The sequence below is a fragment of the Streptomyces sp. NBC_01750 genome, assembly GCF_035918095.1.
In the GTDB taxonomy this organism is placed as follows: Bacteria; Actinomycetota; Actinomycetes; order Streptomycetales; family Streptomycetaceae; genus Streptomyces.
The window spans coordinates 6,138,698-6,161,278 of sequence record NZ_CP109137.1 but is presented as its reverse complement, the minus strand read 5'-3'; the positions used below and the strand labels follow the sequence as shown (position 1 = coordinate 6,161,278).

Below are 22,581 nucleotides of genomic sequence, written 5' to 3'. Positions count from 1 at the left end.
CCCTCATCCGTCCGATTCCGGGGCCGGGACGCCCAGCAGCCTGCGGGTCAGGGCGTCCCGGTCCGTTTCGTCCGGCGCGGTCCGTACATCTTTGGAACGTGTGAGCCCGGTGTCCTCGTCGGCCGCGACCTGCGGCTCGGTCTCGCGGGCCGTGCCGCGGCGCGGCAGCAGTACGGCGACGAGCACCGTGCCGACGCCGAGGATCACGGCACCGACCAGGCTGGTGTGCGCAACGGCGTCCGAGAATGCACCGTTCACCGCGTCCACCAGAGCCTTCGCCTGCTGGGGACCTGCCTGGACGCCGACCTGCTGTGCGACGGCGAGGCCCGCGCCGACCGAGTCCTGGGCGGCGTCGAGCGCCTCGGCCGGGAGCTTGGTTCCCACGGCATCGTCGAGACGGGAGGAGTACGAACCGGCCAGCACCGAGCCGAGGATGGCGATCCCGAGCGACCCGCCGAGCTCGAGGGAGGTGTCGTTGACGGCGCCGCCGACGCCGAGTTCGGACTCGGGGAAGACACCCATGATGGCGTCCGTGCAGGGCGAGAGCGCGAGGCCGATCGCGAGCCCGAGGATGACGAGCGGCAGCACGAAGTCGCCGTACGCCGATCCGGCGTCGATACGGGTGAGCAGGGCGAGCGCGGACGTACCGCCGACCATGCCCGCGGTGACGGTGACCTTCATACTGCTGCGCGACCCGGACGCGTCCATGGACCAGCTGGCCCGCGCGGCGGGCGTGGTGCGCCGGACGGTGTACGGCCACTTCCCCAGCCGCGACGCGCTGATCACGGCCCTGGTGGACGACGCGGTCGCCACGGTCGCCGAGGCGCACGCCCGCGGCCGCGAAGGTGTGGGCGACCCCTCCGAGGCACTGGCCCGCGCGACACTCGCGGTCTGGGAGATCGCCGACCGCTACCGCCTGCTGGTGGCCCTGGCCCAGCGCAGCGTGACAATGGAAGGCATCAAGCAGCGTCTGGCCCCGGTCCGCAAGTCCTGCCTGGAGCTGCTCCAGCAGGGCATGGACGAGGGCGCGTTCACCGCTCCGCTGCCGGCGGCGCGTACGTCCACGAGCAACAGCTCTTCGGCCTGATGGAGGCGGTGAACGACGGCGCGCTGGATCCGGCCGATGCGGGGCGTGCGGCGGCGGCGACGGCGCTGATCTCGGCCGGAGTCGGGGCCGAGCGGGCACGGGAGATCGTGGCGGGGCTGCAGGGCGGGTGAGCGGATTGCCGCATCGGCTAAAATCTGGGGCATGGACGTGGTCCAGGCGGTCGCCGAGCCCAGACGGCGCGAGATTCTCCGGCTGATCTGGAACGACGAACTGCCCGCAGGCGAGATCGCGGCCCGCTTCGAGGTCACCTTCGGCGCGGTGTCCCAGCATCTGAAGGTGCTGCGGGACGCGGGCCTGGTGACACTGCGCAGGGACGGGACCAAGCGGTTCTACCGGGCCGACCGGCAAGCCCTCGGACCGCTCTGCGAATTCCTCCGGTCCATGTGGAGCAGCAAGCTCGACACCCTGGGCCGCATCGCGGAAGAGGCCGAACCGAACGAAGCCTGACGGGCACGGGCACGGACACCGTGACCGTGGCGCACCGCTCCGCCCTCCGCCACGGGGGCAGGCGGAGGGCGGAGCGGAAGAGGCGGTCCTCAACCGCCGGACAAGCAGCGGCAGTTCGCTACCGGCCGGCGGTCAGACCTTCACGCCCGCCTCGTTCTCCTCCCGCGGCTCAGGAAGATCCACGTCCGCCTCCGGTGCCGCGTCACCCCGGCCGTCGTCGAGCAGCGTCTTCTCGTCGAACGGGAGCCTCCCGGCCAGGACCTCGTCGACCCGCGTCCTGTCGATCTCCTTCGTCCACGTCCCGATCAGCACCGTCGCGACCGCGTTGCCCGCGAAGTTGGTCAGGGCGCGCGCCTCGCTCATGAAGCGGTCGATACCGACGATCAGGCCGACGCCGTCGACCAGCTCCGGCCGGTGCGACTGCAGACCACCCGCCAGCGTGGCCAGCCCGGCACCGGAGACGCCCGCCGCGCCCTTCGACGCGACGAAGAGGAAGAGGAGGAGCGGGATCTGCTCCCCGACCGACATCGGGTTGCCCATGGCGTCGGCGATGAAGAGCGAGGCCATCGTCATGTAGATCATGGTGCCGTCGAGGTTGAAGGAGTAGCCGGTCGGAACGGTGATGCCGACCACCGGCTTGCTCACGCCCAGGTGCTCCATCTTCGCGATGAGCCGCGGGAGCGCGGACTCGGAGGAGGAGGTGGACAGGATCAGCAGGAACTCACGGCCCAGGTACTTGAAGAGCGTGAGGATGTTGAGGCCCGCGACGAGGCGCAGCAGCGTGCCGAGCACGATGACGACGAAAAGGAAGCAGGTCACGTAGAAGCCGAGCATCAGCACGGCGAGGCTCTTGAGCGCGTCCAGACCGGCCGACCCGGTAACGGCGGCGATCGCGCCGAAGGCGCCGATCGGCGCGGCCCACATCACCATGGCGAGAATGCGGAAGACGAGCCGCTGGATGTGCTCGACACCGCGCAGCACCGGCTCGCCGACAGGTCCCATCGCCTGCAGCGCGAAGCCGGTGAGCAGCGCGACGAGCAGGGTCTGCAGGACCTCGCCCGACGTGAAGGCGGAGACCATCGTGGTCGGGATGATCCCGAGCACGAACTCGACCGGCGGCTTGGCCTCGGCCGACACCTGGCCCTGGCCCGCCTCCTTGACCGCGTCGGTCAGCGCCAGGCCGTCACCGGGGTGCAGGATGTTGCCGACGACCAGGCCGATGGCGAGGGCCACCATCGACATCACCATGAAGTAGCCGAGCGCTATGCCGCCGACCGCGCCGACCTTGGCGGCCTTTCGTACTGATCCGATGCCCAGCACGATCGTGCAGAAGATGATCGGCGAGATCATCATCTTGATCAGATTCACAAAGCCGGTACCCAGCGGCTTGAGTTCAACGGCGAACTCGGGGGCGACCAGGCCCACCGTGATGCCCAACGCGACCGCGATGATCACGGCGATATAGAGATAGTGGGTACGGTCCCGCCTGACGGCTCCACCAGCCACGGGGTCCTCCTCGTTCCGATTCGTCCATGTCCCTATGGATGCCGTGACTATCCACCAGCCTGTGACGGCGGTCACCCTTACGTTCGTTTCGTTCACACAAAATCGGCCAGGCAGACTGATTGCATGCGCATACCTCGGCCCCGGAGCCTCGCCGGCCAGCTTTTCGCGATGCAGGTCGTGCTGGTCGCCGCGATCGTGGCGGGCTGTGCCCTCTTCGCGTATCTCACCGACCGCTCCCAGGCCGAGGAGACGGCGCGACTGCAGTCCACCGCCACCGCCACCGCCGTGGCGCGGTCCCCCTCGGTGATCGCGGCGGCGCGTTCCGCGCAGCCCACCGAGCTGCTTCAGCCGTACACGGAGCGGCTGCGCCGGGACGCGGGCGTCACCTTCGTCGTGATCATGGCCCCGGACGGCACGCGGTGGACGCATCCGGAGCCGGGCGAGATCGGCAAGACATACCTGGGGCACATCGACGAGGCGCTGAAGGGCAGGACATACAGCGAGAAACACCTGGGCGTGCTCGGACCCTCGGTGCGGACCGTGGTGCCGATCCATGACAACGGGAAGATCACCGGGCTCGTCAGCGCGGGCATCACCATCCAGAAGATCAGCGAGCAGGTGAGCAAGCAGGTCGCCGCGCTGCTCGGCGTCGCGGGCGCGGCGCTCGCGCTGGGCGGCCTCGGCACATACGTGATCAACGCGCGGCTGCGCCGCCATACGCACGGTATGAACGCGGCCGAGCTGAGCCGGCTGCACGACTACCACGAGGCCGCGCTGCATGCCGTGCGCGAGGGGCTGTTGATGCTCGACGGCCGGCGGCGGATCGCCCTGGTCAACGACGCGGGCCGGGAGCTGCTGGGTCTTGACGACCACGCCGTCGGCCGGCCGGTGGCCGAGCTCGGTCTGCCGGCCAGGCTCACGGGCGCGCTGCTGGCGTCCGAGCCGCGCGTCGACGAGGTCCATCTGACGGCCGACCGGGTCATCGTCGTGAACACCAGCCCGGTCGTCGGCGGCGAGCAGCGCGGCACGGTGGTGACCTTGCGGGACCACACCGAACTGCAGGCGCTGTCGGGCGAGTTGGACTCGGAACGCGGCTTCACCCAGGCTTTGCGATCCCAGGCGCACGAAGCGGCCAATCGCCTGCACACGGTCGTCTCGCTGATCGAGCTCGGGCGGGCGGACGAGGCGGTCGACTTCGCGACCGCGGAGCTGGAGCTGGCTCAGGTGCTGACCGACCGGGTCGTCGGCGCGGTGGGCGAGCCGGTGCTGGCCGCGCTGCTGCTGGGCAAGGCGGCGCAGGCGAACGAGCGCGGCGTGGAGCTGATCCTCGCGGAGGACAGCTGCATCGACGACGGCGTTCTGCCGCCGTCGCTGCCGTCGCGCGATCTGGTGACGATCCTGGGGAACCTGATCGACAACGCGGTCGACGCGGCGTCGGAGGCGGCGGCGGGCGGGCGGGGAGCGGGAGCGCACGCCGGGATGGATGCGATCGCGCCGGGCGCCGACGCGCACGCCGGGGTGGACAGCCAGGACCACGTCGTCGTCACCGCGGCGGACGACCGGGGCCGCGACACCGTCAGCGGGGCCACCGCCGCCGACGGCCGGGCCGTACAGGCGCTGCGTGCCCGGGTCACCGTCACCGCGCGTGCCGACCGCGGCGAGCTGATGCTGCGGGTCGCCGACACCGGAGCGGGCGTCGACCCCGCCGACGCCGAGGAGGTCTTCCGGCGCGGCTGGTCCACGCACGGCGCGGGGCGCGGGCTTGGGCTCGCCCTGGTCCAGCAGGCGGCGCACCGCAGCCGGGGCACGGTGCTCCTGGCGGAGGGCCCGGACGGCGGCGCGGAGTTCACCGTACGACTGCCGCTGCACACGGCGGAGGTGCAGGCATGAGCGCACCCTCCTGCCCGGCTCCTGGGCCGCCCACCGGCCGAGGCGCACCGGCCGCGCGCAAGGCCGGACCGGGCACCGGCGCGCCCCACACCCGCCCGCACCCGGCGAGACGCGTCGCGCACGGGCCACATCTCACGGGCCCCGCCCACCACGGCTCCCGCGCCCCGAGGCCCCACACCCGCCCGCACCCCGCGCCGGGCGTGCGCGGGCTGCATACTGCGAGACGGGCCGTCCGCGGTCCGCACCCCGCCCCGCCGGGCACCCGGCGCCCCCACGCCCCCGCGCGCCCACCGCGCCAATCGCGCCCCTCCGAGGTGTCCCCATGAGCAGCACCAGCGACCCCATCAGAGTTCTCGTCGTCGAGGACGACCCCGTCGCCGCCGACGCGCATGCCCTCTACGTCGGCCGCGTCGCCGGGTTCACCGTCGCCGGCGTCGCCCACTCGCGGGCCGAGGCCGTACGCGTCCTCGAGCGGACCGACGTCGGTCTCCTCCTGCTCGACCTCTACCTCCCCGACGGGCACGGGCTCCAGCTCGTCCGTTCCCTGCGCGCCGCCGGGCACTCCGCCGACGTCATCGCCGTCACCTCCGCCCGCGACCTCACGATGGTCCGCGAAGGCGTGTCCCTCGGAGTCGTCCAGTACGTCCTGAAGCCCTTCACCTTCGCCACCCTCCGCGACAGGCTGACCCGGTACGCCGAGTTCCGCGCCACGGCCGGCGAGGCCAGCGGCCAGGACGAGGTGGACCGGACGCTCGCCACCCTCCGGGCGCCACGGGGTGCCGAGAGCGCCGGTCTGCCGAAGGGGCTGAGCGCCCCGACGCTGGAGGCCGTCACCCGTACCCTGCGCAAGTCCACGACCGGGCTCACCGCCGCCGAGGCCGGCACCGCCGTCGGGATCTCGCGGATCACCGCGCGCCGCTACCTCGAGCACCTGGTCGCCGAGGGGCGAGCGGTGCGCAGTCCGCAGTACGGGCAGATCGGGCGTCCGGAGCTCCAGTACCGGTGGAGGCCCTCCACCCGCTGAACAACCGTTCCTAGCCAGTGTGCATAAGTGAGTCTTGGACCCACTGCTGTGAACTGGGCGCATCCCGAGCGGTTTTGGATGCACTGGGTCTCCGCTTTCTCGTCCCGTTCGGCGACGCACCTCCAGGGGTGTGGTCCGTGGCGGGTGGGCGGTTTCCGTCCCGCCCTCGGGCCTGCGGTCGGGCCTGGACGGTCCGATGCCCCGCGGCATCGCTCTGGTGTTGCGGGGGCGGTGTCGTCCGTCGCCTGATCGGATGTCCGAGGGCGCGTCGCCCGATCGCGATGCCGGCGGCATCGTGACGGGTCGTCTTACGGTTTGGGGTGGTCAGCGGTTTCTGCCAGTGCTGGCCGCTCCAGCGGGAGGTATAGGCCGGGTCGACCGCGACGATCGCGAGGCCCTGATCGGTGGCCATGGAGATGAGCCGGGCTTTGAGTTTCGCGGTGGGGAAGCGGGAGAGCAGCCGCCGAAACCGCTTGTTCCGGCCGTACCTCTCCCGGGTCTTGGCGCGTGTGATGTGCAGGTCCTCGATCGCGATGGCCTGGACGCCGACCCGCTTGGCCCAGTGGAGCAGGCGGGTCAGGGCGTGGCGGATCTGCGCGTCGCGGTGATCGGCCGTCCTCGACAGGTCGTAGAAGAAGCGGTGGGGTTCACCTACCGGGTTGCCGTGGGTGTCGAGCTGCCAGGCGGCGAGGTGATCGTCATTGGTGTCGACACCGAGGCAACCGGAGGACAGCGCGGCGTCGAGCGGGACCGTCTGGAGGAGTGGGCGCTGCCACGAGGCGGTCACATACCAGCGGTCGCGGCCGACGTCGTGATGGATGCGGTACGCAACGGCACGGTTCGCTCCGATGCGGTCGGCCCACTCCTGCCCCCGGTGCTTGAACGTGACGGTGCAGGCGAGGATGTACCTGCCATGTTCGGCGTTGGCCAGGTGGGCAAGCGGCACGGGCAGTTTGATGGCGATCTCGCCGTCCGGGGTGATGCGGATCGTTTCGTTCCCGAACCGCTTCCCCGACTCCCCGTCCGCCGACAAGAACATGCGCTCGGCTCCCCAGCGGTCCCGCCACTCCCCGGCGGTGAGATTGGCTTTCTCCAGGTTGTGGCGGGTGTTGACCAGGCGCTTACCGCCCCGTACTACGCGTACACGCCCGGCCTGCCAGTCCGCGAGCGCGGCAGCATGCCGGGCCTGAAGAGCGGCCAGGCGCCGGGACTTGTGAAACCACTCGCCTTTGGACCGGTAGCCACCCGGAGCCTGCTTGGATCCGCGCTCCCCCACGGGCAGGGACAGTCGGTGTTGCAGCGTCTTGATTCCGGCTTCCAGGCTGTGGATGCAAGCGGCGAGGCAGCGGCGGGCGAGCGCCCACTGATCATGCGTGCTCTTGGTGACCGATCCGGCCCACCGTGACGAGGACACCGCCGTCAGGCCCCGTTTGCGGGCCGCCCACGTCTCACTGTCGTGTTCAAGGCCGTCTGCGCATCGGGCCTTGAGGTCGCGGGACGCGAGCGTGCCCATATGCTCGCCAACCAGCCGCAGGACGTTCTCGTCCTGGAGGGTCAGGCTCCGCAGGCGGTCGCGTACCGCTACACCGGACGGCCCCGGGGCCACAAACGACGGAGCGATCGTGCGCAGCTTCTTCGGCTCAGCCACGCTCAGCCGCCTCAATGGCCTTCTGCGCCCGGTGCTTCGCCGACCCCCGCCCGTACAGGCGGGCACAGAAGGAGGTCAGCACCTCGACCATGTCGCGCACAAGATCGTCTTCTACTTCCCCGTCATCCAGCACGACGAGCCGACGGCCATGGGCGCACAGTGCGGCCTCGACCAGTTCGGTATTCATCCTGCCGAGCCGGTCCTTGTGCTCCACCACCACAGTCGTCACATCCGGATCGGCCAGCAGCCTACGGGCCTTCGTGCGACCACCGTTCATGCCGGAACCGACCTCGGATTCCACCCGCACCACCCGATGACCGGCCTTGGCCGCCCACTGCGACAGCCGCGCGACCTGGCGCTCCAGGTCCGCCTTCTGGCCGTGCGAGGAGACGCGGGCGTACAGGCCGACACCACCGACTACGTCCGGCGCGGTATTGGCCTCGACATTCACCAGAATCGTGCGCAGCCCGACCCGCTCAGCCGGAACAGGCAAAATACCCTCGCGGAACCAGCGATACGCGGTCTGCGGATGCACACCCTGCGCCTGCGCCCACTCCTTGAGGTTCATGCACCCGACCGTAACAACACTCACCAAAGTGCACTATCACTCACAAGAGTGAGCTAACGAACCAGCAGCCCACAACCCCGCCCAACAACCCGTCGAACCCGCCGGACCGCCTGCCGAGCACGGCGACCCAACTGATTGAGCCACTCAACGACCCTGCCCTGCACGGGGATTGACCTTGCGAACGGGCCGGTCCTACGGTCGCGGCAGCCCCCGTGTCCCGGGCCCCGGCCCGGAGCCCCGGCTCAGAGGAGGTCGTGCCCGTGCGCCCCACCGCCCCGCTGATCCTCATCACCGCCGCCACCGCACTCGCCGCAGGAACACTCACCGCCTGCGGCGGCGGCTCCGGCGGCGACCCGGACACCGTCAAGGTCGCCTACAACCGGTCCACCGACAACAAGATCCGCTTCAAGGACGCCCATCTCGAGGCCGCGAAGAAGCAGTTCGAGAAGGACCACCCGGGCAAGAAGATCAAGCTCATCCCGATCCAGGCCCCGGACAACGACTACGCGACCAAGGCGCAGCAGATGATGCGCTCCCCGAAGACCGCTCCCGATCTGGTCTACGAGGACACCTTCCGCATCAACTCCGACATCAAGGCCGGGTACTTGAAGCCGCTGGACACCTATCTGCCCAAGTGGGACCAGTGGGGCCAGTTCGTCGGTACGGCGAAAGCGGCGGCCAGGGCGGAGGACGGCAGGACGTACGGCATCCCGGACGGCACCGACACCCGCGGACTGTGGTTCAACAAGGCGATCTTCGCCAAGGCCGGTCTGCCGGCCGACTGGCAGCCCAAGAACTGGGCGGAGATCCTGGACGCGGCGCGCACCGTCAGGAAGAAGGTCCCTGGCGCCATCCCGCTCAATGTCTACACCGGCAAGGGCCCCGGCGAGGCGGCCGTGATGCAGGGCTTCGAGATGCTGCTGTACGGCACCGGCGAGGACCCGCTCTACGATCCCTCCGCCAAGAAGTGGGTGGCCGCGGGCAAAGGGTTCCAGGACTCGCTCGACTTCGTACGCACGGTGTATTCGGAGAAGCTCGGCCCGGACGTCTCCGACGCGCTCGACCCCAATGTCGGCACGCGGGTCGCCACCGAGTGGTTCCCCGAGGGCAGGCTCGCGATCTCCCTGGACGGCTCCTGGATGGGCCAGAACTGGGTGAACAAAGGTCCCAAGGAGTGGCCGGACTGGAGCAGGGAGCTGGCCCAGACCCCGATGCCCACGCAGAACGGCCAGGCGCCGGGGAAGGTGTCCATGTCCGGCGGCTGGGCTTGGTCGATCCCGCAGAAGTCCCGGAATCCCGATCTCGCCTTCGACTTCATCAAGACACTGCAGACCAAGGAGAACGCGACGCAGTGGTGCGTGGTCGCCGCGCAGATCGCCGTACGCAAGGACGTGGCCGCGGAAGCGGAGTACCTGAAGTCCATGCCGGGCATCGACTTCTTCACCGGGCTCGTCCAGTACACCCACTACCGGCCCGCGCTGCCCGTCTATCCGCAGGTGTCGACCGCGATCGGGGAGGCGATGGAGAAGGTGACGACGGGTGATGCCTCGGCGGCGGAGGCGGCGAAGGCGTACAACGACCAGCTGAAGACCATCGTCGACGGCGCGGTCGTCACCAAGTGAGCAGCCGGTCAAAGGGGTTGTGGCGGTGGGTGCCGATCGCCCCCGCCACCGTCCTGCTGCTGCTGTTCCTGGCCGGCCCCATCGGCTACTGCGTCTGGATCGCCTTCACCGACACCCGGCTGACCGGCGCGTCGGGGTCCGACTTCGTCGGCCTGGACAACTTCCGTCGTGCCTTCGCGGACGACGATTTCCGTAACGCCGTCTGGCTCACGCTCGTCTTCACCGTCGTCTCGGCGGTCCTCGGCCAGAACACGCTGGGCCTGGCGCTGGCGGGACTTATGCGGGCCGCTTCCCGTCCCGTTCGCACGATCACCGGGACCCTGGTGATCACCGCCTGGGTGCTGCCGGAGATCGTCGCGGCGTTTCTGCTGTACACCTTCTTCCGCCGGGAGGGGACGCTGAACGCCCTGCTGGACTGGCTGCATCTGCCGTCCCAGAACTGGCTCTTCACACTGCCGATCCTGGCGGTGTCCTTCGCCAATGTCTGGCGCGGCACGGCCTTCTCCATGCTGATCTACTCCGCCGCGCTCGCCGAGATCCCTCGCGACATCACGGAGGCGGCCGAGGTCGACGGGGCGAGCGGACCGAGCCGGGTCTGGCACATCACGCTGCCGATGATCCGACGCTCCATCGGCACGAATCTGATGCTGAATACGCTCTCCACGCTCTCGGTATTCGGCCTGATCTGGGCGATGACGCGCGGCGGTCCGGGCAACCGCAGCCAGACGCTGCCGGTGTTCATGTACGACCAGGCGTTCCTCAAGAGCCTGATCGGCTATGGCACGGCAGTGGCGCTGCTGCTCCTGCTGGTGGGCTCGCTGTTCTCGATCGTCTATCTGCGCCTGATGAAGGTGGAGGTGTGATGCGCCGGAACACCCGCGACCGGCTCACCGCCGATGCCGCCCTGCTGCTCGCCGCCGCGGCCTTCGCGCTGCCGCTGCTGTGGCTGCTGCTGGCGTCGGTGAACGCGGAGGCCGACCTGCGGGTACGGGCGCCGTCGTCGTTCACCGCGGAGAATTTCGACGCGGTGCTCACCGACGAGATCACCTTCACGCCGATGCTCAACAGCCTGCTGCTGTGCGGCGGCGCGACCCTGCTGACGGTGGTGTGCGCGGCGCTCGCCGCGTATCCGCTCTCCCGGCACCCTTCGCGCTTCAACCGACCGTATCTGCTGACGATTCTGTTCACGACGTGTCTGCCGATCACCGCGGTCATGGTCCCGGTGTACGGACTGTTCGTTCAGGTCAATCTGATCGACACGATGTACGGGACGGGGCTCTTCCTCGCCACTTCCCAACTGCCGTTCTCCATATGGCTGATGAAGAACTTCATGGACGGCGTGCCGGTGGTGCTGGAGGAGGCGGCCCGAACGGACGGCGCGTCGAATCTGCAGACGCTCACCAGGGTCGTACTGCCGCTGATGGGCCCGGGGCTGACGGTGGTGACGATCTACACCTTCATCCAGCTCTGGGGGAACTTCTTCGTACCTTTCATGCTGATCCTTTCCCCGGAGCAGATGCCCGCGTCGGTTTCGATCTTCACCTTCTTCGGCAACTACGGCTCGGTGATCTACGGGCAGCTCGCGGCGTTCTCGATTCTGTACTCGGCGCCGGTGCTGGTGCTGTACGTGCTGATCGCGCGGAGGCTGGGCGGCGGCTTCGCCCTGGGCGGCGCCGTCAAGGGCTGACGAATCACCCCGGGACGTTACCAAACGGTACGATCAGCTCGGACGTTCCTACGACAGGTGGCGTTGGGCGAACGCACCGTAGTCGCCGCCCCCACCCGCCGCCTAGCGTGTGCGCGTGCACCCCACCCCCGCTCCACTCTTCAACGCCCCCGCCGCGCGCCGACTGCGCGAGGCCCTGGGTATGGCACCAGGCCATGTCGCGTACGGTCTCCGCGCCCAGTACGGGCTCCGGATCACACCGGACACGGTGGTCGCCTGGGAGCGCGGTGCCGCCGCTCCCGGTTCACGCGAAGTAACCGCGCTCGCCGGTGTGTTGTGGTGCGCGCAGAGTGAGCTGCTCGCCGCCGCGACGACCCTGCGCGACCACCGGATGGAGCGCGGCCTCGCCCTCGACGATCTGGCGCGGAGGCTGGGCATGGACGCATCCGCGTATCTGCGGATGGAGGAGTCGGGGCGCTGGCGCGGCAATGAGCGGCAGACCGCGGTCCTCGCCGAGGTGCTGGATCTGACGCCACGCGAGTTGCTGACGGCGACCGGCCGGGACGAGGAGCTGGCGGAGCTGCTGCGGGACGCGGTGAAGGCGCGCTGGCAGGCGTACGTACGCCCGGTGGTGAAGATGCTGGCGATGGACCGCGGCCATCTCGAGGGCGTACTGGAAGAGCTGCACGCCGACTACCAGTCCCGTATGGTCGCGACGCTCAGCTGGGGCTCCGCCTCGCAGGACTCCGCGGAGCCGGGCCGGGAGTTCCTGGAGCGGATCCTCGACCACTTCTGGGAACTGACGCACGCCTAGAGCGTGTTGGCCGGGGCATCGGGGTCGAACGAGAACAGCTGCCCCCGCGCGTCCTTCGTGCAGACCTGCTGCACAATTCGCGCCCCGCGCTCCTTCGAGGCGTCCTGCACCCCGGCGCAGAGATCGCTGTGCAGCGGCCTCAGCCGGTAGCCGCGCACCGGCTTGCCGACCGCCTCCAGCCGGAAGGCCTCGGCCGGTCCGCGTTTGCCGCACTCCTGGTCCACGAGCGCGGCGCCCACCTTCGTCGACTTCTCCGCCACACCGGTGCAGCCCAGACCGAAGTCGCGGTGATCCGTCTCTATCCGCCAGGCGGCGACCGGCTTCAGGGCGAAGCGCGGGACGGTGTCCGGCGCACACGGCACCTGGTAGAGCTGCCCGCTCCGCTGCCCGGCACGCTCGGCCAGACAGAGCCCGGAGTGGACGGCCCTGATCTCTACGGGTCCTCGCGCCGGTGCGACCACCGCCGTGTGACGCTCCGCCGTTGGCTTGTCGTCCTCCGGCAGCAGGAACGCGATGGTGACCGCCACCGCGGCCGCACCCAGCGCGACAACCGCCGGCCACCTCGCACGGGAGCGCCAGGACCGGCGCGGCGGCTCGGGCGGTGTCGCCTCCTCCGGCCCGGGGCCGGCTGTCCGCCGGTGCCGAAGCCGGGAACCTCGACGGCCTGCCGCTCGCGCCGGGTGAGCTCCTTGCGGACCCGCAGCCAGCTCTCGGTCGCTCCGGGGCCGCAGCCGCAGGCACGTACGAACGCCGCCACCAGCTCCTCGCGCGGCACCGTGCTGCGGCTGAGCATATTGGCCACGGTGGAGCGCGGCAGTACGTCGCCGGCCGCCTCCGCCCGGGCCGTCAACTCCCGATAGGTCAAGCCCGACCAGTCCTTGAGCTCCTGCATCCGGGCCACGAACTCGGCGGAGCTGTGCGCCTGTTCGGGATCAGGAGCACCGTGCCCGGCTGAGTCCATCCGTCCCTCCGTCTTCCACTCCACGTGCCGGGACAGGGCTGGGACATGTCCCGGACAGGGAACAGCCTTGCCATTCGCGCCATTCAACTCAAGAGTGATCTGCGCCATCCGCGGCAGAAACCGGCGGCGGACGCACGAACGGCCTTGATCGCACACGGGGGGTGCGATCAAGGCCGTTCAGCAGCCGAAGCCAGGACAGAAGCCGGGACCTGGCGTCCCGGAGGGAGGGTCAGAAGACCGACTCCGCCTCGCGCATCCGCTTCTCCGGCACGGTCTTCAGCTGCGTGACCGCCTGCGCCAGCGGCACCATGGTGATGTCCGTGCCGCGCAGCGCCGTCATCATGCCGAACTCACCTCGGTGCACCGCCTCCACGGCGTGCCAGCCGAAGCGTGTCGCGAGCACCCGGTCGTACGCGGTGGGCGTACCGCCGCGCTGCACATGCCCGAGGATGACCGGCCTGGCCTCCTTGCCGAGCCGGCGCTCCAGCTCCGAGGCGAGGCGGTTGCCGATGCCTTTGAAGCGCTCATGACCGAACGGGTCGATCTCGCCCCTCTCGTACTCCATCGAGCCCTGGGCCGGATGCGCGCCCTCGGCGACGGCGATGACCGCGAACTTCTTGCCGCGCGAGAAGCGCTCCTCGATCATCTTCATCAGGTCCTCGACCTGGAAGGGCCGCTCCGGCAGACAGATTCCGTGCGCGCCGCCCGCCATGCCGGCCTCCAGCGCGATCCAGCCGGCGTGCCGGCCCATGACCTCGACGACCATGACGCGCTGGTGGGACTCGGCAGTGGTCTTCAGCCGGTCGATCGCCTCGGTCGCGACCATGACGGCGGTGTCGAAGCCGAAAGTGCGGTCGGTGGAGGAGATGTCGTTGTCGATGGTCTTCGGTACGCCGACGACGGGCATCCCGGCGTCCGACAGCATGCGGGACGCGGTGAGCGTGCCTTCGCCGCCGATCGGGATGAGCGCGTCGATGCCGTACTTCCGCGCCAACTCCGGTACGTTCTCGGCGGCTTCACTCAGCCGGCCGCGCTCCAGGCGCGTGGAGCCCAGGATCGTACCGCCGCGGACGAGAATGCCACTGACCGCATTGAGGTCGAGGGGGCGGTAGTGGCCGTCGAGGAGGCCCCTGAACCCGTCCTCGAAACCGATGACTTCATCGCCGTGCCCGGTCAGGGCCCGGTGCACGACCGACCGGATCACTGCGTTCAGGCCGGGACAGTCGCCGCCTGCGGTGAGAACTCCGATGCGCATCGTGCTGTGTCTCCTGCTCGTCAGCGGTACAGGTGAGCCCAGGTTCAATTGTTCCACGGACTTGCGGAAACTCGCGCTCTCGCCTACTCCGCCGGATGACACGCGGCCCGTGCTCGCGGGCCTTGGGCCGGCCCCTCGCCCGGCGGGCGCCCTACCTACCCGCAGAGGTATTGTCAAGAGGGCAATGCCGCCCCCGAGCGGTTCTTTTGCACGCCCGGGGGCGCGCATTCAGCTGGAATCACTGGATGTGTACGCCACAGCATGGACGGGAGAGCACGCGTGACACGCAGCGTGTACGTGACCGGGATCGACCGCGGGGACGGCCGCCAGGTCGTCGAGCTGGGAGTCATGGAGCTCCTGACCCGCCAGGTGGACCGGGTGGGGGTCTTCCGGCCGCTGGTGCACGACGGGCCCGACCGGCTCTTCGACCTGCTGCGAACGCGCTACCGGCTGTCTCAGGAGCCGGCGACGGTGTACGGCATGGATTACCACGAGGCCGCGGCGCTGCAGGCCGAGAAGGGTACCGACGAGCTGGTTTCCCGGCTCGTCGAGCGCTTCCTCCAGGTGGCGCGGGAGTACGAGGTCGTACTCGTCCTCGGCACGGACTTCTCCGGCTCCCAGCTCCCCGACGAGCTGGCGCTCAACGCCCGCCTGGCCAATGAGTTCGGTTCCTCGGTGATCCCGGTGGTGGGCGGCAAGGGCCAGACCGCCGAATCGGTGCGGGCGGAGACCCGTAACGCCCATCGCGCCTACCAGGTGCTGGGCTGCGACATTCTCGCCATGGCCGTCAACCGGGTCGCCCCCGAGGAGCGCGAGATCATAGCCGAGCGGCTTGCGGCCCGCCTCCCGGTGCCCTGCTACGTAATCCCCGACGATGCGTCGCTCGCGGCCCCCACGGTCGCCCAGATCACCCACGCGCTGGCGGGGACGGTGCTGCTCGGCGACGAGGCGGGACTGGCCAGGGACGCGCTGGACTTCGTCTTCGGCGGTGCGATGCTGCCGAACGTGCTGAACGCCCTGACCCCCGGCTGCATGGTGGTCACCCCCGGCGACCGCGCGGACCTCGTGGTGGGCGCGCTCGCCGCGCACTCCGCGGGCACCCCGCCCATCGCGGGAGTTCTGCTGACGCTGGACGAGCGGCCGAGCAAGGAGGTCCTCACGCTGGCCTCCCGGCTCGCGCCCGGCACCCCGGTGATCTCGGTCTCCGGGACCAGTTTCCCCACCGCGGCCGAACTCTTCGCGCTGGAAGGCAAGTTGAACGCTTCCACGCCACGCAAGACGGAGACCGCACTCGGCCTTTTCGAGCGCCATGTCGACACCGCCGACCTGCTGGCCCGGATCTCGGTGGCCCGCAGCGGCCGGGTCACGCCGATGATGTTCGAGCACGATCTCCTTGAGCAGGCCCGCGCCCACCGGCGCCGTGTCGTGCTGCCCGAGGGCACGGAGGAGCGGGTGCTGCGCGCCGCCGACGTACTGCTGCGCCGTGACGTCTGCGATCTGACCCTCCTCGGCGACACCGAGGTCATCCGCAGGAAGGCCGCGGACCTCGGCATCGACCTCGCGTCCGCCCAGCTGACCGACCCGCAGACCTCCGAGCTGCGCCAGGCCTTCGCCGAGCGGTATGCGCAGCTGCGCGCCCACAAGGGCGTGACGGTGGAGCTGGCGTACGACGTGGTGGCGGATGTGAACTACTTCGGCACGTTGATGGTCCAGGAGGGCCTGGCCGACGGCATGGTTTCGGGTTCGGTGCACTCGACGGCCGCGACGATCCGCCCGGCCTTCGAGATCATCAAGACGAAGCCCGACGCGTCGATCGTCTCCTCGGTCTTCTTCATGTGCCTGGCCGACAAGGTGCTGGTGTACGGCGACTGCGCGGTCAATCCGGACCCGGACGCCGAGCAGCTCGCGGACATCGCGGTCCAGGCGGCGGCGACCGCGGCCCGGTTCGGAGTGGAGCCGCGGATCGCGATGCTCTCGTACTCCACCGGCACTTCGGGCTCCGGCGCGGATGTCGACAAGGTGCGCGAGGCGACCAAGCTGGTGCGGGAGTCGCGTCCCGACCTGCGGGTCGAGGGCCCGATCCAGTACGACGCGGCGGTCGCGCCGTCCGTCGCGGCGACGAAGCTGCCGGACTCCGAGGTGGCGGGCCGGGCAACGGTGCTGATCTTCCCGGACCTCAACACCGGCAACAACACCTACAAGGCCGTGCAGCGCTCGGCGGGCGCCGTGGCGGTCGGGCCGGTGCTGCAGGGTCTGCGCAAACCGGTGAACGACCTGTCGCGCGGTGCGCTGGTCAGCGACATCGTGAACACGGTCGCGATCACCGCGATCCAGTCCCAGGCCGAGGAGCTCCCCGCATGACCGCCACCCGCGTTCTCGTCCTCAACTCCGGCTCCTCGTCGGTGAAGTACCAGCTCCTCGACATGCGCGACACCGGGCGGCTGGCTGTCGGCCTGGTCGAGCGGATCGGCGAGGTGACGTCCCGTCTGGTGCACACGCCACTGGCCGGCGGCAGTGCCGGCAAGCGCGAGCGCACCGGCCCGATCGCCGACCACGGCGCGGCGTTGAAGGCGGTCGCCGAGGAACTGGCGCAGGACGGGCTCGGACTGAACTCTCCCGAACTGGGGGCTATCGGCCACCGGGTGGTGCACGGCGGTCTGAGGTTCACCGAACCGACCTTGATCACCGACGAGGTGCTGGCCGAGGTGGAGCGCCTGATTCCGGTGGCCCCGCTGCACAATCCGGCGAACATCACCGGGATCCGTACGGCGCAGGCCCTGCGCCCGGACCTGCCGCAGGTCGCCGTCTTCGACACCGCCTTCCACTCGACGATGCCGGAGTCGGCGGCCCGGTACGCGATCGACGTCGAGACGGCCGACGCCCACCGGATCCGCCGCTACGGCTTCCACGGCACCTCACACGCGTATGTCTCCCGCAAGACTGCGGCCCTGCTCGGCAAGGACCCGTCCGAGGTGAACGTCATCGTCCTGCACCTCGGCAACGGAGCCTCCGCCTCGGCGGTCGCGGCCGGCCGGTGCGTGGACACCTCGATGGGGTTGACCCCCTTGGAAGGCCTGGTGATGGGTACGCGCTCCGGCGACATCGACCCCGCGGTCACCTTCCACCTCGAGCGGGTCGCCGGAATGTCGTCGGACGAGATCGACGAACTGCTCAACAAGAAGAGCGGACTGGTGGGTCTGTGCGGCGACAACGACATGCGGGAGATCCGCCGCCGGATCGACGAGGGCGACGAGCGCGCACGGCTCGCCTTCGACATCTACATTCACCGGCTGAAGAAGTACATCGGCGCCTACTACGCGATTCTCGGCCGGGTGGACGCGATCGCGTTCACGGCCGGCGTCGGTGAGAACGCGGCACCGGTGCGCGAGGCCGCCATCGCGGGTCTGGAGGGGCTGGGTCTGGCACTGGATCTCGATCTCAATGCCGTACGTTCCGACAAGGCGCGGATCGTCTCGGTGGCGCACGCCCGGGTCGCGGTGGCCGTGGTCCCGACGGACGAGGAACTGGAGATCGCCCAGCAGACCTTCGCTCTGGTCGCCCCTGGGGGCGCCTGAGGGCACACGTCTGAGCGGCGGGCAGCCCATTTGTACTTTCCACCAGACGGAATATTCCGCAGAGAAACAAACCGATAGGATCCGCCTTATGCGCCGTTCCAAAATCGTTTGCACCCTGGGCCCCGCCGTCGACTCCTACGAGCAGCTCAAAGCGCTCATCGAGGCCGGCATGAACGTGGCCCGTCTCAACATGAGCCATGGGACCCACGCCGAGCACGAGGAGCGGTACCACCGCGTGCGCCGGGCGTCCGAGGACACCGGCCGCGCGGTCGGTGTCCTCGTCGACCTGCAGGGTCCCAAGATCCGTCTGGGAACGTTCGCCGAGGGGCCGGTCGAACTGGTCCGGGGCGACGAATTCATCATCACCACCGAGGATGTCCCCGGCGACAAGTCGATCTGCGGCACCACCTACAAGGGCCTGCCCGGGGATGTCTCCAAGGGCGACCCCATCCTGATCAACGACGGCAACGTCGAGCTGCGCGTCATCGAGGTCACGGGCACGCAGGTCAAGACGATCGTCGTCGAGGGCGGCGTGATCTCCGACCACAAGGGCATCAACCTGCCCGGCGCGGCGGTCAACGTCCCGGCCCTCTCCGAGAAGGACATCGAGGACCTCCGATTCGCCCTCCGGCTGGGCTGCGACCTGGTCGCGCTCTCCTTCGTGCGGGACGCGAGCGACGTCAAGGACGTCCACAAGGTGATGGACGAGGAGGGCCGCCGGGTCCCCGTCATCGCCAAGGTGGAGAAGCCTCAGGCCGTCGCCAACATGCAGGACGTCATCATGGCGTTCGACAGCGTGATGGTGGCGCGCGGCGACCTGGCCGTCGAGTACCCGCTCGAGAAGGTCCCGATGGTGCAGAAGCGCCTCATCGAGCTGTGCCGCCGCAACGCCAAGCCGGTGATCGTGGCGACCCAGATGATGGAGTCGATGATCACCAACTCCCGCCCGACGCGCGCCGAGGCGTCCGATGTGGCCAACGCCATCCTCGACGGCGCGGACGCGGTCATGCTGTCGGCCGAGTCCTCGGTCGGCGCGTACCCGATCGAGACGGTCAAGACGATGTCGAAGATCGTCGTCGCCGCGGAGGAGGAACTGCTCTCCAAGGGCCTCCAGCCGCTGGTCCCGGGCAAGAAGCCGCGTACACAGGGCGGTTCGGTGGCCCGCGCGGCCTGCGAGATCGCGGACTTCCTGGACGGCAAGGCGCTGGTCGCGTTCACCCAGTCCGGCGACACGGCCCGCCGGCTCTCCCGCTACCGCGCCAAGCAGCCGATCCTCGCCTTCACGACGGACGAGTCCACCCGTAACCAGCTGACGCTGAGCTGGGGCGTGGAGCCCTTCCACGCACCGTTCGTGGAGACGACGGACGCGATGGTCGACCTGGTGGACGCCGAGCTGCTGAAGCTGCAGCGGTGCAACGAGGGCGACGTCGTGGTCATCACGGCGGGCTCGCCTCCCGGGGTGCCGGGGACGACGAACATGGTCCGGGTGCACCACTTGGGCGGGGAGTCGCGGGACTGACGCGGCTCAGTCCCCCTGGCCGACGAGGGCGGTGTCCCGGTCCTTTGCGAGGACCAGGACACCGCCCTCGGGCATTGTCGGGGGTAGGTCGAGCTGCGCCGGATGCACGACGAACCGGCGGAGTCCCCGTACTTCGGTGAGCCGTTCCTGTGGACGGCCCTGTTCCGCCGCGACGCCCAGGACCTGGCCGGGGGGTCACGCACGGAGTCATGACCGGGTCGCGACGGCGGTGACGGTGCCGGAGAACCGCCGGAGCAACGACTGTGGGCCGCACCCCAGAAAGGGGTGCGGCCCACAGCCTTGTGCGGCTCCCGGAAGGTCTTAGCTCTTGCCACCGGTGAAGTAGTTGTGCAGGCCGGGAACCTTCAGCGTCCCGCCGAACTGACCGGCCTGCGTCACCTTCACGTTGGTGAAGAAGGCGAACGGAACATTCAGCGGCGGAGGTGTCTCGGGACTGAACGTGATCGGGATGAGGCCGAAGAGGTTGCCCTTCAGCTCCTCCGTGTACATCGTCACGGTGCCGTTGGTGATCGTCGACGTGGAGCCCTTGTCCGCCTCGACGTGCGCGGTGGTGCCGTTCGGGCCGACCACCAGCTGGTGGAGGTCCTTGATGTCGACGCCCGAAGCCGTGAACTTCAGCACCTTCTTGACCTTGCCGCTGCCCGTCTTGACCTCGACGATGCCCTTGTAGTCAAGGCCCTTGAGGGTGAGCATCGAGCTCTGCAGAATCCACGGGTCGTCCGGGAGCAGCGGGATGCCCTGCTCCAGGTCCGCGGCGGCGAGGGCCTTCGGGTCCGACGTCGGACACGGGAAGCGCGGCTTGGCGCCGTCCGGGATGTCCTCGTCCTTCTTGGGGTCGAGGCCCTTGACCGCGTCGTCCAGCTCCTCGGTCGTCGCCCCGGCCTTGTCGGCCGCGTCCTTGATCGCGTCCTTGGCCTTGTCCGCCGTCTCGCCCACCTTCTCGACGGGGTTCGTGGACGGCTTCGAGGACGGCGTGCTGGACGGCTTCGCCGTGGGCTCGTCGGCAGGCTTGCTGCTCGCCGACGCGCTCGGTGTCGCGCTCGGTGTCGCGGTAGCCGTCGGCTCCTTGTCGGGGCCGTCGAGCAGGTCCTTGAGCGCGTCGCCCACACCCAGCGGGTCAAGCGGGTTCTTGGTCTGCGTCTCGCTGGGCGCCGGAGTCGGGTTCGTCAGCGGCGCAGTTGCGTCCGCAGGCTTCGACTCGGAGGCCGACGGGGTCGTACCCGGCTTCGGCTCGTCCTTGTCACCCTCCGAACTGCTCGCGGACGGGTCGGGCTTCTCCGACGGCGTCCCGGACGGCGTCGCCGAGTCCGAGGGCTTGGGCGACTCGGACTCCGCCGGCTCGTCCGAGCGGGTCACGCACGGGCCGGGGGCGAACGGGATGTCCTTGTCCTCGGCAAGTGCCAGCTTGGGGGTGAGCCCCATGCCCAGGAAGACAGCAGTCGGCATCGCTGCCAGGGCTATCGCCTTGCCGGCCGGCATCTGGAGCTTGTTCAGCAGGGGCTTGCGCGGGGCCGCGTGCCGCGGCCCCCTTCTCGCCTGCGTGCCGTCGCCTCCAGCCGTGGTCAGCGGTGTGACATCACCCGGCACTGTTCCTCCCGCCGTTGGCTTCGATGGTTGTCTCGTGCGTGCCGTAACCGTCCCACTGCTGGCCCGGTACGAGTGTCTCCGCGGGACCGGGCTCGGGCGCCGACTTCTCGGCCGGAGCCGAATCCGCGGCAGGCTTTCCCGGGGCCCAGGAGAGCGCGAGCGCGCCGCCGATGAGCGAGAACAGGAAACCGATGAGGAAGCCGCCGAGGTTGGCGATCGGAATGGAGATCAGCGCCAGCAGAATCGTGGCGACGCCCGCGAACACCCGGACGATTGCGTGGAACCACATCGTCAGTCCCAGGGTGACCAGCAACACGCCGACGATCAGCGAACCCGCACCCGCGGTCGTCGACATGGCGAGCGTCATGTGCCCGAGCTTGAAGCTCGCGTACGGCAAGTAGGCGATAGGGATTCCGCCGAGCACGGTGAACAGACCCGCCCAGAAAGGCCGCTGCCCCCGCCAGGTACGGAAGTTCCGCCGAATGGCGCGGATGTAGTGCTCGTCCCGCCCCGGTGACACTGCAGACTCGGCGCTCATGGAAAACAGCTCCCTGGAACTGGCGTTGCTGTGTAAAGAGAAAGGCGGGCGGGCAAGGCTGTTTCAGCTTTCCCCGCCCGCCCGGACGGGATGACCGTCAGTAGCACTCGACCCCGGCGCCGGAGCCCTTGAGCAGACGCATGCTCAGACCGCTCAGCTTGAACGTGCCGGCAGTCGTCGCCCACGCCTTCTGCTCGACGTTGTCGAGGACCGCTCGGTCGGCCTGCTGCGCGAACCCGTTCTCAAGGATCGACTTGTCCTTGACGGCCGGACCCTTGCCACCACGGCCCTGGTCGGTGTCCTTGGCCGCGACACCGATGTCGATGTTCGTGAACGTGGCGTCCGCGTCCAGCTCGGACACGTCGAGGTAAAGGTTCTCCGCGGATACCGGAGTCTTCCCCCCGCCGGCCTTCAGCTGCAGGGTGATCTTGCCGACGAACGGCACGTCGGTGACGACCGACTGACACATGTTGTTGATCGTGGCGTTCTTGAAGGTCGAGATCGCGACCGGGTGGGCGGTCTTCGCGTCACCCTTCAGGTCCGCGTATCCCATGTCGACGCCGCCGTACTGGGCGAAGCCGTGACCGTCGAGGTGACCGGCCTTGACCTTGAACTCCTGGCCGGACACAGCGAACGACGCGGCGAGCGCGCCCTGTGCCAGACCGATGCCTATAGCGGCCGTTGCGGCCACACTCGGCACCATGACAAGGGCGAACCGCTTCCATCTGGTTCCGCCACGCGCCACAGACTCCATGACTTTCCTCCTTCTCGGACGTACATCTCCGGTCCGGACTCTGGCGTCCGTCCTGGGATGGGAGAAGTGCTACGTCCT

At 69.4% G+C, this 22,581-nt stretch carries 19 protein-coding genes and 3 pseudogenes; 12 read left to right on the top strand and 10 right to left on the bottom strand.

Going from position 1 to position 22,581, the window contains the following annotated elements:
• Positions 1-3: 3 nt before the first annotated feature.
• Positions 4-690, bottom strand: a pseudogene (locus OG966_RS28180) (MFS transporter); the annotation flags it as partial.
• On the opposite strand from OG966_RS28180, the pseudogene OG966_RS28175 reads away from it, so the two are divergent.
• Both OG966_RS28175 and OG966_RS28170 read left to right on the top strand, forming a co-directional pair.
• Positions 656-1,218: pseudogene (locus OG966_RS28175) on the top strand (TetR/AcrR family transcriptional regulator). The pseudogenes OG966_RS28180 and OG966_RS28175 overlap by 35 nt on opposite strands.
• Before the next feature lie 31 nt (positions 1,219-1,249).
• Positions 1,250-1,555 (top strand): ArsR/SmtB family transcription factor, encoded by a 306-nt coding sequence (locus tag OG966_RS28170; protein ID WP_326652702.1) that lies wholly within the window; start codon positions 1,250-1,252, stop codon positions 1,553-1,555.
• A 132-nt stretch (positions 1,556-1,687) separates the two neighbouring features.
• Here the strand turns inward: OG966_RS28170 and OG966_RS28165 are convergent, their stop codons facing one another.
• Positions 1,688-3,061: a cation:dicarboxylate symporter family transporter gene (locus tag OG966_RS28165; RefSeq protein ID WP_326652701.1), complete on the bottom strand. Its 1,374-nt coding sequence runs from the start codon at positions 3,059-3,061 to the stop codon at positions 1,688-1,690.
• 123 nt (positions 3,062-3,184) lie between these two features.
• Here OG966_RS28165 and OG966_RS28160 point away from each other — a divergent pair, with 123 nt between their 5' ends.
• Positions 3,185-4,951, top strand: a complete 1,767-nt coding sequence (locus tag OG966_RS28160) for a sensor histidine kinase (protein ID WP_326652700.1) — start codon at positions 3,185-3,187, stop codon at positions 4,949-4,951.
• Between the two features lie 322 nt (positions 4,952-5,273).
• On the top strand, positions 5,274-5,975 hold the full coding sequence (locus OG966_RS28155; protein ID WP_326652699.1) for a response regulator: 702 nt from the start codon (positions 5,274-5,276) through the stop codon (positions 5,973-5,975).
• A gap of 10 nt (positions 5,976-5,985) precedes the next feature.
• On the opposite strand, the gene OG966_RS28150 is transcribed toward OG966_RS28155, so the two are convergent.
• Together OG966_RS28150 and OG966_RS28145 are read right to left on the bottom strand one after the other, a co-directional pair.
• Positions 5,986-7,623 carry an IS200/IS605 family accessory protein TnpB-related protein gene (locus OG966_RS28150; protein WP_326652698.1) on the bottom strand — a complete coding sequence of 546 codons (1,638 nt, stop codon included), beginning with the start codon at positions 7,621-7,623 and terminating at the stop codon, positions 5,986-5,988.
• Positions 7,616-8,191 (bottom strand): IS607 family transposase, encoded by a 576-nt coding sequence (locus OG966_RS28145; protein ID WP_326652697.1) that lies wholly within the window; start codon positions 8,189-8,191, stop codon positions 7,616-7,618. Before OG966_RS28145 ends, OG966_RS28150 begins: the two co-directional genes overlap by 8 nt.
• A gap of 260 nt (positions 8,192-8,451) precedes the next feature.
• On the opposite strand from OG966_RS28145, the gene OG966_RS28140 reads away from it, so the two are divergent.
• The 4 genes from OG966_RS28140 to OG966_RS28125 all read left to right on the top strand — a co-directional run bounded on the left by OG966_RS28140 (position 8,452) and on the right by OG966_RS28125 (position 12,293).
• The gene (locus OG966_RS28140) at positions 8,452-9,813 is read left to right on the top strand and encodes an extracellular solute-binding protein (RefSeq protein ID WP_326652696.1); all 1,362 of its coding nucleotides are present in this window, start codon (positions 8,452-8,454) and stop codon (positions 9,811-9,813) included.
• Positions 9,810-10,676: a carbohydrate ABC transporter permease gene (locus OG966_RS28135; RefSeq protein WP_326652694.1), complete on the top strand. Its 867-nt coding sequence runs from the start codon at positions 9,810-9,812 to the stop codon at positions 10,674-10,676. The genes OG966_RS28140 and OG966_RS28135 overlap by 4 nt, the downstream gene beginning before the upstream one ends.
• Positions 10,676-11,500 (top strand): carbohydrate ABC transporter permease, encoded by an 825-nt coding sequence (locus OG966_RS28130; RefSeq protein WP_326652692.1) that lies wholly within the window; start codon positions 10,676-10,678, stop codon positions 11,498-11,500. The genes OG966_RS28135 and OG966_RS28130 overlap by 1 nt, the downstream gene beginning before the upstream one ends.
• Before the next feature lie 115 nt (positions 11,501-11,615).
• Positions 11,616-12,293 (top strand): helix-turn-helix domain-containing protein, encoded by a 678-nt coding sequence (locus OG966_RS28125; RefSeq protein ID WP_326652691.1) that lies wholly within the window; start codon positions 11,616-11,618, stop codon positions 12,291-12,293.
• Here the strand turns inward: OG966_RS28125 and OG966_RS28120 are convergent.
• The 3 genes from OG966_RS28120 to OG966_RS28110 form a co-directional block, all read right to left on the bottom strand.
• Positions 12,290-12,820: an RICIN domain-containing protein gene (locus OG966_RS28120; protein WP_326652690.1), complete on the bottom strand. Its 531-nt coding sequence runs from the start codon at positions 12,818-12,820 to the stop codon at positions 12,290-12,292. The genes OG966_RS28125 and OG966_RS28120 overlap by 4 nt on opposite strands.
• On the bottom strand, positions 12,727-13,185 hold the full coding sequence (locus OG966_RS28115) for a hypothetical protein (protein ID WP_326655405.1): 459 nt from the start codon (positions 13,183-13,185) through the stop codon (positions 12,727-12,729). Before OG966_RS28115 ends, OG966_RS28120 begins: the two co-directional genes overlap by 94 nt.
• A 298-nt stretch (positions 13,186-13,483) precedes the next feature.
• Complete coding sequence (locus OG966_RS28110) at positions 13,484-14,509, bottom strand: ATP-dependent 6-phosphofructokinase (RefSeq protein ID WP_326652689.1); 1,026 nt, start codon at positions 14,507-14,509, stop codon at positions 13,484-13,486.
• Positions 14,510-14,788: 279 nt separating this feature from the next.
• On the opposite strand from OG966_RS28110, the gene pta reads away from it, so the two are divergent.
• The 4 genes and pseudogenes from pta to OG966_RS28090 all read left to right on the top strand — a co-directional run.
• Positions 14,789-16,870: a phosphate acetyltransferase gene (gene pta / locus OG966_RS28105; protein ID WP_326652687.1), complete on the top strand. Its 2,082-nt coding sequence runs from the start codon at positions 14,789-14,791 to the stop codon at positions 16,868-16,870.
• A complete protein-coding gene (locus tag OG966_RS28100; RefSeq protein WP_326652685.1) occupies positions 16,867-18,084 on the top strand; it encodes an acetate kinase in 1,218 nt (405 codons plus the stop codon). Before pta ends, OG966_RS28100 begins: the two co-directional genes overlap by 4 nt.
• An 88-nt stretch (positions 18,085-18,172) precedes the next feature.
• Positions 18,173-19,603, top strand: coding sequence for a pyruvate kinase (pyk, locus tag OG966_RS28095; protein ID WP_326652683.1), 1,431 nt, complete (start codon positions 18,173-18,175; stop codon positions 19,601-19,603).
• Positions 19,604-19,690: 87 nt separating this feature from the next.
• Positions 19,691-19,816, top strand: a pseudogene (locus OG966_RS28090) (SAM-dependent methyltransferase); the annotation flags it as partial.
• A gap of 108 nt (positions 19,817-19,924) precedes the next feature.
• Here OG966_RS28090 and OG966_RS28085 read toward each other — a convergent pair.
• From OG966_RS28085 to OG966_RS28075, 3 genes are all read right to left on the bottom strand, one after another.
• Positions 19,925-21,211: a hypothetical protein gene (locus tag OG966_RS28085; protein WP_326652681.1), complete on the bottom strand. Its 1,287-nt coding sequence runs from the start codon at positions 21,209-21,211 to the stop codon at positions 19,925-19,927.
• Complete coding sequence (locus OG966_RS28080) at positions 21,201-21,749, bottom strand: DUF6114 domain-containing protein (protein ID WP_326652679.1); 549 nt, start codon at positions 21,747-21,749, stop codon at positions 21,201-21,203. The genes OG966_RS28085 and OG966_RS28080 overlap by 11 nt, the downstream gene beginning before the upstream one ends.
• A gap of 97 nt (positions 21,750-21,846) precedes the next feature.
• A complete protein-coding gene (locus tag OG966_RS28075; RefSeq protein ID WP_326652678.1) occupies positions 21,847-22,503 on the bottom strand; it encodes a DUF6230 family protein in 657 nt (218 codons plus the stop codon).
• Positions 22,504-22,581: the final 78 nt, after the last annotated feature.

Excerpts from the sequence above, each read along its gene's own strand:
- OG966_RS28110 (WP_326652689.1), bottom strand. The coding sequence starts at position 14,509 with ATGCGCATCGGAGTTCTCACCGCAGGCGGCGACTGTCCCGGCCTGAAC.
- OG966_RS28145 (WP_326652697.1), bottom strand. The coding sequence starts at position 8,191 with ATGAACCTCAAGGAGTGGGCGCAGGCGCAGGGTGTGCATCCGCAGACC.
- OG966_RS28080 (WP_326652679.1), bottom strand. The coding sequence starts at position 21,749 with ATGAGCGCCGAGTCTGCAGTGTCACCGGGGCGGGACGAGCACTACATC.
- OG966_RS28115 (WP_326655405.1), bottom strand. The coding sequence starts at position 13,185 with ATGCAGGAGCTCAAGGACTGGTCGGGCTTGACCTATCGGGAGTTGACG.
- pyk (WP_326652683.1), top strand. The coding sequence starts at position 18,173 with ATGCGCCGTTCCAAAATCGTTTGCACCCTGGGCCCCGCCGTCGACTCC.
- OG966_RS28130 (WP_326652692.1), top strand. The coding sequence starts at position 10,676 with ATGCGCCGGAACACCCGCGACCGGCTCACCGCCGATGCCGCCCTGCTG.
- OG966_RS28100 (WP_326652685.1), top strand. The coding sequence starts at position 16,867 with ATGACCGCCACCCGCGTTCTCGTCCTCAACTCCGGCTCCTCGTCGGTG.
- OG966_RS28075 (WP_326652678.1), bottom strand. The coding sequence starts at position 22,503 with ATGGAGTCTGTGGCGCGTGGCGGAACCAGATGGAAGCGGTTCGCCCTT.
- OG966_RS28170 (WP_326652702.1), top strand. The coding sequence starts at position 1,250 with ATGGACGTGGTCCAGGCGGTCGCCGAGCCCAGACGGCGCGAGATTCTC.
- OG966_RS28155 (WP_326652699.1), top strand. The coding sequence starts at position 5,274 with ATGAGCAGCACCAGCGACCCCATCAGAGTTCTCGTCGTCGAGGACGAC.
- OG966_RS28160 (WP_326652700.1), top strand. The coding sequence starts at position 3,185 with ATGCGCATACCTCGGCCCCGGAGCCTCGCCGGCCAGCTTTTCGCGATG.